Origin of the sequence: Paenibacillus antibioticophila, assembly GCF_000455265.1 — a bacterium.
GTDB lineage: Bacteria > Bacillota > Bacilli > Paenibacillales > Paenibacillaceae > Fontibacillus > Fontibacillus antibioticophila.
Genome location: NZ_HG005140.1, coordinates 471198 through 485264, shown reverse-complemented (window position 1 = coordinate 485264; position 14067 = coordinate 471198). Strand labels below are relative to the sequence as shown.

Annotated in this window: 14 protein-coding genes; 13 read left to right on the top strand and 1 reads right to left on the bottom strand. The window is 51.4% G+C overall.

The features are described from left to right. Positions 1-117: 117 nt before the first annotated feature. From TX85_RS16055 to TX85_RS15995, 13 genes are all read left to right on the top strand, one after another. Positions 118-1137, top strand: a complete 1020-nt coding sequence (locus TX85_RS16055; RefSeq protein WP_044480872.1) for an ABC transporter substrate-binding protein — start codon at positions 118-120, stop codon at positions 1135-1137. Positions 1138-1210: 73 nt separating this feature from the next. Further along, complete coding sequence (locus tag TX85_RS16050; protein ID WP_044480540.1) at positions 1211-2221, top strand: FecCD family ABC transporter permease; 1011 nt, start codon at positions 1211-1213, stop codon at positions 2219-2221. Then, positions 2218-3261, top strand: a complete 1044-nt coding sequence (locus tag TX85_RS16045; RefSeq protein WP_044480539.1) for a FecCD family ABC transporter permease — start codon at positions 2218-2220, stop codon at positions 3259-3261. Before TX85_RS16050 ends, TX85_RS16045 begins: the two co-directional genes overlap by 4 nt. A gap of 15 nt (positions 3262-3276) precedes the next feature. After that, entirely contained in the window at positions 3277-4125 is an 849-nt protein-coding gene (locus TX85_RS16040; protein ID WP_044480538.1) for an ABC transporter ATP-binding protein, read from the top strand. Next, entirely contained in the window at positions 4067-4849 is a 783-nt protein-coding gene (locus tag TX85_RS16035; RefSeq protein WP_158297347.1) for an IucA/IucC family C-terminal-domain containing protein, read from the top strand. The genes TX85_RS16040 and TX85_RS16035 overlap by 59 nt, the downstream gene beginning before the upstream one ends. A gap of 181 nt (positions 4850-5030) precedes the next feature. After that, on the top strand, positions 5031-5558 hold the full coding sequence (locus TX85_RS16030) for an RNA polymerase sigma factor (protein WP_049895002.1): 528 nt from the start codon (positions 5031-5033) through the stop codon (positions 5556-5558). Then, positions 5548-5877, top strand: coding sequence for a hypothetical protein (locus TX85_RS16025; RefSeq protein ID WP_044480535.1), 330 nt, complete (start codon positions 5548-5550; stop codon positions 5875-5877). Before TX85_RS16030 ends, TX85_RS16025 begins: the two co-directional genes overlap by 11 nt. Then, entirely contained in the window at positions 5858-6610 is a 753-nt protein-coding gene (locus TX85_RS16020) for a PLD nuclease N-terminal domain-containing protein (RefSeq protein ID WP_044480533.1), read from the top strand. Before TX85_RS16025 ends, TX85_RS16020 begins: the two co-directional genes overlap by 20 nt. Before the next feature lie 264 nt (positions 6611-6874). Next, positions 6875-7876: a FecCD family ABC transporter permease gene (locus TX85_RS16015; protein ID WP_392391849.1), complete on the top strand. Its 1002-nt coding sequence runs from the start codon at positions 6875-6877 to the stop codon at positions 7874-7876. A gap of 4 nt (positions 7877-7880) precedes the next feature. Beyond that, positions 7881-8642: an ABC transporter ATP-binding protein gene (locus tag TX85_RS16010; RefSeq protein ID WP_044480531.1), complete on the top strand. Its 762-nt coding sequence runs from the start codon at positions 7881-7883 to the stop codon at positions 8640-8642. An 86-nt stretch (positions 8643-8728) separates the two neighbouring features. Then, positions 8729-9748 carry an ABC transporter substrate-binding protein gene (locus TX85_RS16005; protein WP_392391848.1) on the top strand — a complete coding sequence of 340 codons (1020 nt, stop codon included), beginning with the start codon at positions 8729-8731 and terminating at the stop codon, positions 9746-9748. 49 nt (positions 9749-9797) lie between these two features. After that, entirely contained in the window at positions 9798-11513 is a 1716-nt protein-coding gene (locus TX85_RS16000; RefSeq protein ID WP_044480530.1) for an ABC transporter ATP-binding protein, read from the top strand. Positions 11514-11722: 209 nt separating this feature from the next. Beyond that, positions 11723-12781 carry a suppressor of fused domain protein gene (locus TX85_RS15995; protein ID WP_044480529.1) on the top strand — a complete coding sequence of 353 codons (1059 nt, stop codon included), beginning with the start codon at positions 11723-11725 and terminating at the stop codon, positions 12779-12781. Between the two features lie 158 nt (positions 12782-12939). Here the strand turns inward: TX85_RS15995 and nspC are convergent, their stop codons facing one another. Further along, complete coding sequence (gene nspC, locus TX85_RS15990; protein WP_044480528.1) at positions 12940-14067, bottom strand: carboxynorspermidine decarboxylase; 1128 nt, start codon at positions 14065-14067, stop codon at positions 12940-12942.

Sequence of the window (14067 nt, the reverse complement as noted above, 5' to 3'; positions counted from 1 at the left end):
GTCGGATGAAAAAATTAAATTTAAAATAAATATTGAAATCGTTCTCGGATTCTATTACAATCCTAAATGATAATGATTTTCAATATCAACTAGTAGGAGCGGGGGAAGATGGTTGTTATGTTGAAGTTAAGAAAAGGGTTGTTCAGCTCGGTAGCACTTCTTTTAATTATTGCTGCTTTATCCGGTTGTGCATCCGGAGGAGCGGCGGAAGGTACAACGAATAACAAGGGAACCAATGCGAGTGAGAATACAGAACAGACCGCCAGCAGCAATGCGGAAGCCAGTGCTGCCCAAGATACCCGCGTGATTAAGCATGCCATGGGGGAAACGGAAATTACAGGCACGCCCAAGAAGGTCGTGACCTTGTTCCAAGGAGCGACTGATGTGGTCGTCTCACTTGGGGTTACGCCTACTGGGATTGTAGAATCATGGGTTCAGCAGCCGGTATATGAGTACCTGCGGGCAGATTTGGAAGGTGTACCTGTTATCGGGCAAGAAAACCAACCGAATCTGGAGGAGCTTCATAAGCTGCAGCCGGATTTGATTCTTGCCACAAAGATTCGTCATGAAGAAATTTACGAGCAATTATCACAGATTGCACCAACGGTGGTGACCGAAACCCTTTACGATTGGAAGGAAACGTTGGCAACGGCCGGGGAAGCGATGAACATGCAGGATGAATCCGCTCAATTGCTGGCCGATTGGGAGGCGCGTGTAGCTGACTTCAAGGAGAAGATGGGCGATCGTCTGCCGATTGAAGCGACCATTACCAACTTCCGGGCAGATCAGGTGCGGATTTTCTATATGGGCTATGCCGGGAAAATACTCAAGGAGCTTGGCTTCACCAGACCGGAAGGTCATGATGACGATGCTACTTGGGGAGTCATATTGGCTTCCAAGGAGAGCATTCCCGATATGAACGCCGACCTGATCTTCAATTTCAATTCGGGGACCGAAACCGAGGCCATCCAGAAGAACTATGAGGATTGGACCAAGAGCAAGCTGTGGATGAATCTCGATGCGGTGAAGAATGGCCAGCTTGTCCAGGTGGATGAGGTGGCATGGAATAGTGCCGGGGGTTATAAGACAGCCAATATGGTGCTTGATGACCTGTATGAATACTTCAAGCTCAATTAATTGCAGCAGGGAGACTTGCCTTTAAAAGAGCAGGTCTCTCTCTCCGCATTTCATTATACGAAAGAGTGAGGATATGCTTCCACTGTTACGAGATAAATCGAAGATATGGGGACTTGCGGCCTTGTTTGCCTTGTTGCTTATAGCATCTGCTGCCAGCCTGATGCTTGGCCGCACGGAAATCACGTTCTCCACGGCTGTGGAAGCGTTCAGAAATTATAATGAAGAATCGATCGAACATATCGTACTACATACGGAGAGGCTGCCCCGAACCGTCATTGCCGGCGTGGTGGGGGCTGCGCTTGCGGTTGCCGGAGCGCTTATGCAGGCATTGACCCGCAATCCGCTGGCCTCACCAAGCGTGTTTGGCATTAATGCCGGGGCGATTTTCTTTATTGTGCTGTCCATTGTAGTGCTCTCTGTCTCTTCCTTGAGCACGATGATGTGGTTCGGCTTTGCCGGAGCAGCTTTAGCCGCCCTTATTGTCTATGCACTGGGCTCGCTAGGACGGGACGGAATCACTCCGATCAAGATTGTATTGGCAGGGACGGCCATTACGGCTCTATTCTCGTCGTTCACCCAGGCGATGCTTGTGCTGAATTCGACAGGCCTGCAGGATGTGTTGTTCTGGCTTGCGGGCTCGGTCAGCGGAAGGACGCTGGAGATGCTGTATCCTGTACTGCCATACATGACCATCGCTGCTCTGGTCGCGCTCTTCATGGGCCGGGCGATTAATTTACTCTTGACCGGCGAGGATATCGCCAAAGGAATGGGACAAAATGTCCTGCTGGTCAAATTGCTCATGGGAGCTGTTGTTGTGTTCCTGGCCGGAGGCTCCGTCGCCGTTGCCGGCTCCGTAGGACTCGTCGGTCTTGTTGTTCCTCATGTGATGCGAGCTCTGGTCGGCAATGATTACCGCTGGCTCATTCCTTATTCGCTGTTTGGGGGAGCGGTGCTGCTGCTCTGTTCCGATGTGATTGCGCGCCTGGTTATTTTGCCGAATGAACTGCCGATTGGCGTGGTTACCGCTCTGATTGGCGGGCCGTTCTTCGTTTATATCGCGCGCAAGGGAGGGGCCAAGGTATGAGGAAGACATACGTTATTCGCAGTAAGGGAGAGAGATTTTCTTTCCTGATCGAGCGGCGGGCGGTGCTGGTCATAACGGCGCTCATGCTGTTAGTGCTAATTTGTGCTGTAGTAGGAACCAGTATAGGCAGTGATTTTATCTCCCCGCTTCAAGTGCTGTGGACGATTCTGGGACTTAATGAGGGGCAGCATGACTTTGTCGTGCTGACGCTGAGACTGCCGCGAGTGCTGTTGTCCCTATTGGTGGGTGCAGCCCTGGGCATGTCCGGGGCAATCCTTCAGGGAATCATCCGCAACCCGCTGGCTTCGCCGGATGTGATCGGGATTACAGGCGGGGCGGCGGTTGCGGCAGTTGGCTTCGTGACCCTATTAGGGGGAGCCCTTAGCATCAAGTTATTGCCCGCCTTTGCGGTTATCGGCGCATTGGTGACTTCGCTGATCATTTATGCGTTGGCCTGGAAGTCCGGAGTTACCCCCATTCGGCTGGTGCTGATCGGCATCGGGGTATCCTCGATCACCGGGGCAGGCACGACGTTCATGTTGATCCTGAGCCCGTTTTATAGCGCAGGGCAGGCTTACATCTGGCTGACAGGAAGTGTCTACGGGGCAGCGTGGCGCGAGGTCTATACCATTTTGCCCGTCATTCTGCTTGTCCTTCCGCTATCGCTGTGGTTTGCTCGGAGCATTAATGCCCAGGCGTTCGGCGATGATTTGGCGGCAGGGCTAGGCGTAGCGGTACAGCGTGAGCGTGTGGGTCTCTTGTTGTGCAGCGTGCTGCTGGCGGGCTTTGCCGTATCCGTGGCAGGAACGCTTGGCTTCGTCGGACTCATTGCTCCCCATATCGCCAGACGGCTGGTAGGGAACCTGTTCGGTAGTCTGCTGCTGGCATCGGCACCTATTGGGGCGCTGCTGGTGTGCGGAGCTGACTTGATTGGACGAACGGCCTTTTTGCCGCTCGATGTGCCTGCTGGAGTATTTACTGCCGGAATTGGTGCGCCATTCTTCTTATATTTGCTGTTCAGGAACAGAAATCAATTCTGATTGGGGGAGAGAAGCTTGAGCACATTGGAAGCCAAAAATCTTACGATCGCTTATGGTCCGGAGCCGGTCATCGAGGACTTGAACTTAACGATACCGCAAGGGCAAATCACCGTCCTGATCGGCAGCAATGGCTGTGGCAAATCGACCTTGCTGCGTACCATGGCGCGCTTGCAGGCGCCCCGCTCCGGCACGGTACTGCTGAGCGGGGAGGAGATTGCCAAGCTGCCGACCAAAGAGATTGCCAAGCGGATGTCGATTTTGCCGCAGGGGCCGTCTGCTCCGGAAGGACTGACGGTCAATCAGTTGGTCAGACAAGGGAGATACGCCCATCAAAGCTGGCTCAAGCAATGGTCGCGTGAAGATGAACGGATGGTCCGTCTGGCGTTGGAATCCACACGCTTGACCGAACTGGCTGAACGTCCCGTGGATGCGTTGTCAGGAGGACAGCGGCAACGGGCATGGATTGCCATGACGCTGGCGCAGGGAGCCAATACCTTATTGCTGGACGAACCGACAACCTATCTGGATATGAGCCACCAGATTGAAGTGCTGGACCTGCTGTTCGAATTGAACGAGAAGGAGCAGCGCACCATCGTGATGGTGCTGCATGACCTGAATTTGGCCTGTCGTTACGCGCATCATATTGTGGCCGTTAATGAGAAATCGATATATGCTCAAGGGCAACCCGAGGATATTGTGACTCGCGAGCTCGTTCGGCACGTATTCGGTATGGAATGCGAGATTACGATGGATCCGTTGTTTGGCACACCGTTATGTATTCCGCATGGAAGGGGCAGGAGCATTCATGGAGAATCACGTTATGGTCAACTCGCTGCAGCCGGAGCAATATCAAGTTCTGGCTGATAGCTATCGGTTAACCCAAGAGGTGACGGAGGATCGAACCTATTGTCTGCCGTTTACGGATTTGCTGGACCCGGACAAAAGCCAAGCTTACCTTCAGAAGGTAGGTCAAATCTATGAGACGGATTCATCGGTTGCCGCGGTATCGATGTTCGCCAAACGGTATGCCTACTTAGTGATCGCGGCCAATCTGTATGCTCTATCCTATTTCAACAAGGGGTACAACCTGGAACTGGAGAACGGGGAGATCGAATCCGTGTATCTCGGCGGAGCATGGCTGCCCAAGGCGCGGCTGATGGATTGGACAATGACGGAGCCAGCTGCCGGGCGGCGTGCGGAATGGCGCGACGAGGTGCTGGAACGCATGTTTGCCGGGAACCTGTCCCGGGTATGGAGCGCTCTGGCCAAGCTTGCCAAGGTGCCGAAATCTATCCTGTGGGAGAACACAGCGATCTATGTTTATTGGCTATATGAGAAAAATTTTGGGAAGGAAGCCACTTTGGAGCAGAAGCAGCGGCTGGAGGAGGACTATCATTACTTGCTGCATGCCGCGCCGGCGCATCTGTTTGGCGAGAAGCGAAACCCCCTGATGCAGTTCAACAGTCCCAAGGTGGTAAGAAGCGGCTATGAGAAGCCCATAAGAGTCCGCAAAACCTGTTGCTTCTACTATGTAACCTCAGATAAACAGGAGGACTATTGCTCGTCCTGTCCTAAACGAACCTCTTGACCGATGGAATTGAAGCGATAACCGTAAAAAACCGAACTATGAGACGAAACTCTAAAATAGAATTTCGTCAGTTCGGTTTTTTAAATTGAGATATGTTTGTCCTATTTTATAAAAAAAGATAATTGAACGATAGAACCGAATTCATTCACATGCGGATATATAAGTGAAGGGAGGGGAGAGCGTGGCAACAGAGAGGCAAGTTGTCGAACAACTGGTACATGATTATGGCACCCGGTTATACACCTTCTGCCGAAGGCTGGCCTTTACCCCAGGAGATGCGGATGATTTGTACCAGCAAACCTATCTTCGTATTCTTGATATGAAGGGGACCCTGGATTTATCCCATAATCCGGCCGGGTTTCTGATGTCGGTAGCCACCAGGCTGTGGTCCGATGAACGGAGAAAATTTGCCCGCAGACAAAGAATTGTCCCCTTGCACTACAACAATGTCCAAGTAAATGAAGTGCCTGATGAGAAGTCCACGGAAAGAATGGTAGAACAGCAGCAAACTCAGATTGAGCTTCGGGAGGCGGTGCAGCAATTATCCGATGCCTTGCGAGTACCCGTGCTGCTCTATTACATGGGAGACATGTCTGTTCAGGATATTTCGAGCGCGCTGCGCATTCCTCAAGGCACCGTCAAGAGCAGGTTGCATCAAGCGCGTCAGAAGCTCAAATTGAGATTGGAGGAATCAGGTTATGACGGATGACGAGAAGTTAGACGGATTACTCCGTATGTCTCTGACGGAAGAAGAAATTCCGCCTCCAGCCGTTCAGGCGGTTCTCCTAGAGCAAATTCGCCGGAAACCCGCCAAGTGGGAGATATCATGGTGGCTTCCGACTGTGATCGGAGGATTGCAGACTATCACCCTGGTCGCTGGAGTGAATTTTATATTTCCAAATTCCTGGCTGTCTTTGCTATCGCTTCCGGCTGGAGCCTGCCTCATCCTCTGTTCGGTGGCATTATCGGCAACAGCCCGGTTGTGGACCAGAAAGGAGCGTAATATCTATGTCGTGGATGAGTTATGATCAAATATGGATCGGACTTGGCGCAGCATTGCTGTTGGTACTGGGATCTATAGCTTGTTTGGGAATATGGACGTATCAGGATGCGAAGGCCCGCGGCCTTGATGCCGGAATATGGACTATTATCGTTATTCTAGTGCCCAATTTGATAGGGTTGCTGCTCTACTTCCTGATTGGGCGCAAACAGCAACGAGCGCTTTGTGCTTCATGTGGAGGGCAGACGGAATTGGGCAAACACTACTGCTCGAATTGCGGCGTTTCCTTAGTTCAACCGGGTATGACCGTGCCTTCAGATGCGAAGCACAGCAAGAAGCCGCTGATCGCCGCAATGGTGGGTATGATCTTAACCAGTCTGCTAGTGCTTGGGGTCGTCTTCGGAAGTCTCTATGCCGCTCAGCCCGAAATGTTTGCGGCTAAGAATGTTTCGATCGGACAGACGCAAACGATGCGGCCGGGGGTATGGAAGCTGTCTTTCTGGTATTTTAATGGTGAAAAGGTTCAGGCTATTAAAATCAAGCAGGGAGAGTCAAAGCAGATCACTCTGGACACCGAGATCAAAAAAGGGACAGTGGAAGCCGTTATATCCCTGGACGGCAAAGAGCAGAAGCGGCTCCTGCTGAACGAGCTGGACACACCTTATATTTGGGATTTAAGCGACCTCCCCGATTCGGGCAGGATAACGCTGCATCTGTATGCCGAAGAGGCCAGAGGCAAAGTGAATATGGATTGGCGCTAAAGTACAGCATTTACAAGCAAACAATGAAGCTCCCCTCCTCAGCAAAGAAGCTGGGTTGGGGAGTTTTTGCATAGTAAAGGATTGAAATGCTGATAGGGATCGTGTAGTATGATAATGATAATCGTTATCATTTATATTTATCATTGACATTTGTCGCTGATAGAGGAAGGACAGGGAGGTGAATTTTTGAGTGTGATTGACGCCAAAAAAAGAGAGAAAGGTCGTCTTTATTATACGATCATTTGTGGTTTGATCGGGTCGATTATGGTATCCGCCGTATTCTCCGTCTCAATCGGGCAGGTACATATTCCGTTCACGCAATCTATGAACATCATGCTGCATACGCTAACCCACGGTTATCTGGGTTCGATTGACCGGATCGATAACGAGTCTTACTTGAACATTATTATGCAAGTGAGAATGCCCCGTGTCTTGTTCGCCTTACTCATAGGCATGGGGTTGTCTTTGTGTGGAGCGATCATGCAGGCGATTGTTCAAAATCCGCTTGCCGATCCTTATATTCTCGGGATTTCGTCAGGGGCTTCGCTAGGAGCTACTTTTGCCATCCTGATCGGGTTCGGCAGCGGCGCAATGCTGGCGCAACTAGGTGTTGCATTCGGAGCCTTCGCCGGCGCGATGATCACCTCAGTAGCCGTACTGGTGCTGTCAAGTATCGGCGGCAAGGCAACCTCGGTGAAGCTGGTCTTGTCGGGGGTTGTCATTGGAGCATTGTGCAGTTCCTTCTCAAGCCTGATTATCTATTTTGCGAATAACGCCGAGGGGATCAAAACAGTGACCTTCTGGTCCATGGGTAGTCTGGCGTCAGCAAGCTGGCAGAAAGCTCCCGTGCTGGCAGTAATCGTTCTAGTGGGCTGCCTGGTATTCCTGTTCCAGCATCGGGTGCTCAACACCATGTTAGTGGGCGATGAGTCCGCCATTACGCTTGGCATCAACCTTAGCGTCTATCGCAAGCTGTATATGATCGTAACGGCCCTGATCACAGGAACGATGGTTGCTTATGCCGGAATGATCGGCTTTGTAGGCTTGATTGTGCCCCATATTTCTCGGGGGATGTTCGGCGCGGATCACAAGCGTCTTATGCCAGGCACGTTATTGCTTGGCGGGTTGTTCCTGATCTGGTCCGATATTTTGTCCAGAACGCTGATCACTAATGTGGAGTTGCCTATCGGAATCATTACATCGGTAATAGGTTCACCGCTATTTATTTATATGATTGTGAAAAAAGGCTACAATTTCGGAGGCTAAATAAATGGAATTGAGCGCGCAAGGAATGGGCGTCAGTATCGGCAAGAAAGAGATTGTGAGAAACGTCTCGATTCTGGTGAAGAAGCGTCAGTTCGTAGGCCTGATCGGGCCAAATGGTTGCGGGAAATCAACGCTGCTCAAGAGCATTTACAAGAGTATCGTTCCCCAGAGCGGCACAGTCCATCTAGGCGACATGGATATTCTGAACACCACGGAGAAAAAGGTGTCCCGCCGCTTGGGCGTCGTGGGGCAATTCAATGAAATGAATTTTGATCTGAGTGTACACCAGATGGTGATGCTGGGACGCACCCCCCATAAGAAGCTGCTAGAGTCGGATAAACAAGAAGACTATGACATTGTGGAGGATGCGCTCGCCAGAACGAATTTGCTCCATTACAAGGATCGCAGTTATTTGTCCCTATCCGGCGGTGAGAAGCAGCGGGTGATCTTGGCCAGAACGATTGCCCAGCAGCCGCAATTCATGGTTCTGGACGAGCCCACGAATCACCTGGATATCCGCTATCAGCTAGAGATTCTATCCTGTGTCAAGGAACTGAATATCGGCGTGCTGGCCGCCCTGCACGACCTGGAGATGGCCGCGTATTACTGCGACTACATTTATGCCGTCAAGCAGGGGGAAATCTATGCCCACGGAACACCTGAGCAGGTATTGACGCCGGAGACCATCGAATCGTTGTATCAAGTCAAATGCCAAACCTATATTAATCCGGTCACACATGGACTGGGTTTTGCTTATGGCATCTAAAGAATATTTTAAGAACACTACGGAACATTTTAAGGGGGAGAAACTTCAATATGAAGAGAAAATCAGCGATGAAAAATAGATTTGTCATGGTGAGCGCTGCATTAACACTGGCTTTAGCGTTGAGTGCTTGTGGTAATACGGCTGAACCCACCGGAACACAACAATCGGAGACACCGGCCCCGGAGGCCAGTAAATATCCGATCACCATCCAGAACTTTGCCAAGGCCGAGGGGGGTACAGAGTGGGAACCGAAGGAGCAGGTATTCGACAAAGCTCCTGAACGCGTCATGGCGAACACAAGACCGGCAGCCGAGTTGCTGTTGCATCTGGGACTGGGCGACAAAATTGTTGGAGTCGGGGCAAACTTTGGAGCTCCTGACACGACGGTGGAAGAGGAATATAGCAAGCTGAACATTCTCGCGGATGAATATGTTGGCAAGGAAGTCACTTTGGGGACGAACCCGGATTTGGTCTACGGCCGGGGCGGACTGTTCGATAATGCCGACTGGGGCGTAGGAACGGTAGATTCCTTGAATGAGATCGGCGTCAAGACGTATGTATGGGAATCATCGGTAACCGGGGGAAGTTATGCTTCAATATATAAGGATATCGAAAACCTCGGAAAAATATTCGATGTGGAGGACAAGGCCGCTGCTTTTGCCAAGCAATTGAAGGACCGTCAGGAGGAGATTGCCTCCCGCTTGTCCAGTATTACAGAGCAGAAGACGTTTGCTTATTTGCATATGAGCGATCCGAATGAGGTTTATGTATATGCAGCCCAGAAGGAGACCTTCTTTAATGACTCGTTCAATATGGTCAAGCTGGATAATATCTTCAAGGATACCCCTGGAGAGGTCACTGTGGAAAGTCTCATTGATGCCGACCCTGACGTATTGATTATTCCGGACTGGACGGGCGATGACAGTACAGGCGCCCAGGTGCTCAAGGATGCGCTCTACAGTAATCCGAAGCTCTCTAGCATGAAAGCGATCAAGAATAAGCAGATTTTTGCGGTGGATTACAACTATATGTTCGGATACAGCTACAACACGATTGACGGGATGGAGAAGCTGGCCCGTGAGATGTACCCGGATTTGTTTAAATAAAAATACATGAGCTAGAGGGGCGGAAACGCCGAAAGGGGTTGTATATCCGTTGATCCGCAGATTTTTTGCCTATTACCAGCCCTACAAATGGTTGTTTCTCCTCGATTTTGGCTGTGCCATTATCGCCGGTTTGCTGGAACTCGCCTTCCCGATGGCAGTTAATATGTTCGTTGATGATTTGCTGCCAGGGGGGAAATGGGACATTGTCGTCTGGGCCTCAATCGGCCTGATCGTGCTGTATGCCTTAAGCGCCATACTAACTTATGTGGTCAACTATTGGGGCCATATGCTGGGAATTAATATCGAGACTGATATGCGCCATAAGCTGTTTGCCCATATTCAGAAGCTGTCATTCCGTTTCTTTGACAATACGAAGACGGGCCACCTGATCGGACGTCTGACCAATGATATGAACATGATCGGCGAGATGGCGCATCACGGACCGGAGGATTTGTTCATTGCAGTGATGACACTGGCGGGTTCTTTTGCATTAATGTTATCTATTAACTGGCAGCTCGCCTTACTGACCTTTGTTGTCGTTCCGGCCATTCTGTGGGTTGTCATCTATTTCAATCAGAAAATGACCAAGGCCATTCATCAGCTATTCAGCGATATCGGCGATTTCAATGCTCGCATTGAGGATAACGTCGGAGGTATCCGCGTAGTGAAGGCATTCTCGAATGAGGCTCATGAGGAAGCTCAGTTCGCTGTGAACAACAATCGGTTTCGCCTCACAAAGCTGGCTTCCTACAAGCTGATTGCCCGCAACGGTTCCATCAGCTATGTGATGATGCGGTTCGTGACAGTATTCGTTATGGTCTGTGGCACCTGGTTCGTGATTCAGGACCAGCTCTCCTACGGCGAATTCGTTGGCTTTCTCTTGCTGACCAACGTCTTCTTCCGTCCGATAGAGAAGATCAATGCCATTGTGGAGAGCTATCCACAAGGCTTTGCCGGATTTAAACGGTATACGGAATTGCTCGATATGGAACCGGATGTAGAGGATACCCCGGGTGCTGGGGAGATGAAGCCGTTCGAGCGGGAGATCCGTTATGAGCAGGTTACCTTCGGATACGATGAAGATCAGAAGGTGCTGAACGGGGTGAGCCTGACCATTCGCAAGGGCGAAACGATTGCCTTCGTCGGGCCGTCCGGCGCCGGGAAGACAACACTGTGCAGTCTGCTGCCCCGATTCTATGAGGTGGAGAGCGGAGCGATTACCATTGATGGTGTCGATATTCGTCAGGTAACACAAGACTCGCTGCGCAGTCAGATCGGGATTGTACAGCAGGATGTATTTCTGTTCTCCGGGACCATTCGCGAGAACATCCTGTACGGCAAGCTGGGAGCTTCGGAGGAAGAGGTGTGGGAGGCCGCAAGGCGCGCACATCTGGATGAGTTCATCCGCACGCTGGAGCAAGGCATGGATACGGTGATCGGGGAACGGGGCGTGAAGCTGTCCGGAGGACAGAAGCAGCGTCTTGCCATTGCCCGGATGTTCCTGAAGAATCCGCCCATTCTCATCCTTGACGAGGCGACCTCCGCACTTGACACCGAGACGGAGCAGGCCATCCAGCAGTCCTTGATGGAGCTGTCGCAAGGCCGGACAACGCTGATCATTGCCCATCGTCTTGCGACGATCAAGGAGGCCGACCGGATTGTGGTCGTTACCGCCGAGGGCATTGCAGAGCAGGGAAGACATCAGGAGCTTGTGACGGCAGGCGGCGTCTACAGCCGTTTGCATCAGGCGCAATTTGGCAGCTAGACCGGGTTCGTTTTCTTTTGCTTACCGGTACAACTTCATTTCCTAACATCTCATAGACCCATTGGCTCACTCGAGTATTTATGCCAATGGGTCTATTTAAGCTAGGACAAAGGAATCCTTTTCTCATCCGATAGGGCTATAGAGTTGAATGTAAATCTATGGAAGACTTATACTGAATGAAATAAGACAAGAGATTGTGGAGGGATTACATGAGCGAGGATGTTGCAGTTGGTTGGGACGCGATCGAGGAGCAGATGAAGCGTCTATATGGGGAACAGGAGCCTAAGCATTACGGCACTTCACTTCCCTATCAGCTTGGAGGAAATGACCCGCTGGACGGTCTTAGCGCGTACAAAGCCACCCATCCGGTTCCGCATTGGCATATCGTCACTTTTGGCTTCTCTGAGCTGTATGACAAGGAATCCGAGGATACGGCTTACAGCGGCTATGGATTTGAGCTTACCTTTCGTGTTGCCCGGCAAGAAGATGAGGACCAGCCTCCGATGTGGGCGCTGAATCTGCTGCAAAATATGGGACGTTACGTCTTTAACAGTGGAAATATCTTTGCGGACGGCGACTACATGGATGCCAATGGGCCTATCTGCCTGGGAGCGGACACGCTGTTGACGGCGTTGGCTTTCACAGAAGACCCTGAGCTACCGGCTATACATACTCCCCACGGCAGAGTGGAATTTCTGCAGATGATCGGTATTTCTGGGGATGAGCTTGAGGCGATGAAAACCTGGAGTACCACAGGTCTGCTGGAAGCGGGACAATCCGTCATTCCGGGGTATATCACCGATTTGTCGCGGGACTCCATGCTGCAAATTCCTGCTATTGCCGAGGCTGTAGAGCAAGGGATTGAGCGAGATGGATCCAATACGGGATTCCTGTTTGTCGACCAACTGGCCTTTGAGCCTGGCAAGAAGAAGTTATTCGGCAAGACGCCAGCCAAGCTGACCCTGGGAGCCAAGCAGGCTGAGACAGTGGGCAAGCTGCTGCGGGGACGGCTGCTAAAGGGCAAGGACTTGACCCTGGCCAGCCGCGATTGCCAGATCATTCTGGAGTCTGCAGAAGCAACCTCTTACGAAAAGGGTGAGGAGATTGTCCGATTGTATCTGAGTCCGGAGATCTCCGCTGAGCTGTCCCAGAAGCTGCAAGCCAAAGAAGGTGCCATCGAGTTATCCTCTTATGACGGGTTAATTATTCAAATCGTGAAAACTTATATCAAGGATCAGGAAGGGAATGTGGTCTCGACCGTTGGCTAAGCCGTACAAGTAGCTGCCTTTTGTCGACTACAGGAATGGAATATCCGGTATTGCAGGAGCGGAGGATGGGGATTGAGTTAGTGTAGTACTCCACGACCTCGAACTAATACATCACTCAAAAAAAGCGCGAAGGCCGCAGCCCTCGCGCTTTATCTTTTTTAAGCCAATCTCATCTTGAAGTCCTCATAGCCAAATGCATGAATCACTTCACAATCACCGTTCTTGTCTTGGTAAACCAGGGCAGGCAGCGGCATGCCGTTAAAGGTGGTGTTCTTCACCATCGAGTAGATGGCCATGTCGCCGAACACCAGGCGGTCGCCTGGCTTGAGCGGCTGGTCGAACGAATAATCGCCGATGTTATCGCCCGAAAGACAAGTTGGTCCGCCCAGACGATAGGTATGCGCCTTTTCCCCAGGCTCACCGGAGCCGAGCAGCGGCGGGCGGTAAGGCATTTCCAGCACATCCGGCATATGGCAGGAGGCGGAAGCATCGACGATAGCGATGTCCATTCCATTATGCATCGTATCCAGTACAGTGGTGATCAGGAATCCGGCGTTCAAGGCTACTGCTTCGCCCGGCTCCAGATAGACCTCCAGACCGTATTTCTCCTGCATCCGCTTGATGCATTGCTCCAGCAGGGGAATATTATAGTCCTCACGGGTAATATGATGACCGCCGCCGAAGTTGATCCACTCCAGCTCCGAGAGCCAAGGACCGAATTTCTCTTCAATCGCATCGAGCGTTGTCGCGAGATCATCAGAATCCTGCTGGCACAGAGTATGGAAGTGGAAGCCGGAGACGCCTTCCATCAGCTCTGGACGGAATTGCCCGATCGTTACGCCGAACCGGGAGCCAATGGCACAAGGGTTGTAAATATCATGACCTACTTGAGTGGAGCATTCCGGATTGATGCGCAGACCGATTTTTTTTCCGGCCGCAAGCACCTTTTCCCGATACTTCTCCACCTGGGAGAACGAATTGAAGATAACATGGTCGCACAGCTCCACAATTTCATCCATTTGATCATCCCGGTAGGCAGGGGCAAACACATGATTCTCCTTGCCCATTTCCTCATGCCCCAGACGGGCCTCATACAAGCCGCTGGCAGCTGTACCGCTCAGGTATTTGCCGATCAGCGGGTAGGTGGTGTACATCGAGAACGCCTTCTGGGCCAAAATGATCTTGGCCCCGGTGCGTTCCATGATACCGCCTAGAATCTTCAGGTTTTTTTCCAGCAGACTCTCGTCTACTACATAACATGGTGTAGGCAGGTCATCAAAGCGCAT

Bases quoted from the DNA above. Each gene is read 5' to 3' on its own strand.
- TX85_RS16055 (WP_044480872.1), top strand. From the start codon at position 118: ATGTTGAAGTTAAGAAAAGGGTTGTTCAGCTCGGTAGCACTTCTTTTA.
- TX85_RS16050 (WP_044480540.1), top strand. From the start codon at position 1,211: ATGCTTCCACTGTTACGAGATAAATCGAAGATATGGGGACTTGCGGCC.
- TX85_RS16045 (WP_044480539.1), top strand. From the start codon at position 2,218: ATGAGGAAGACATACGTTATTCGCAGTAAGGGAGAGAGATTTTCTTTC.
- TX85_RS16035 (WP_158297347.1), top strand. From the start codon at position 4,067: ATGGAGAATCACGTTATGGTCAACTCGCTGCAGCCGGAGCAATATCAA.
- TX85_RS16025 (WP_044480535.1), top strand. From the start codon at position 5,548: ATGACGGATGACGAGAAGTTAGACGGATTACTCCGTATGTCTCTGACG.
- TX85_RS16020 (WP_044480533.1), top strand. From the start codon at position 5,858: ATGTCGTGGATGAGTTATGATCAAATATGGATCGGACTTGGCGCAGCA.
- TX85_RS16015 (WP_392391849.1), top strand. From the start codon at position 6,875: ATGGTATCCGCCGTATTCTCCGTCTCAATCGGGCAGGTACATATTCCG.
- TX85_RS16010 (WP_044480531.1), top strand. From the start codon at position 7,881: ATGGAATTGAGCGCGCAAGGAATGGGCGTCAGTATCGGCAAGAAAGAG.
- TX85_RS16005 (WP_392391848.1), top strand. From the start codon at position 8,729: ATGGTGAGCGCTGCATTAACACTGGCTTTAGCGTTGAGTGCTTGTGGT.
- TX85_RS15995 (WP_044480529.1), top strand. From the start codon at position 11,723: ATGAGCGAGGATGTTGCAGTTGGTTGGGACGCGATCGAGGAGCAGATG.
- nspC (WP_044480528.1), bottom strand. From the start codon at position 14,067: ATGCGCTTTGATGACCTGCCTACACCATGTTATGTAGTAGACGAGAGT.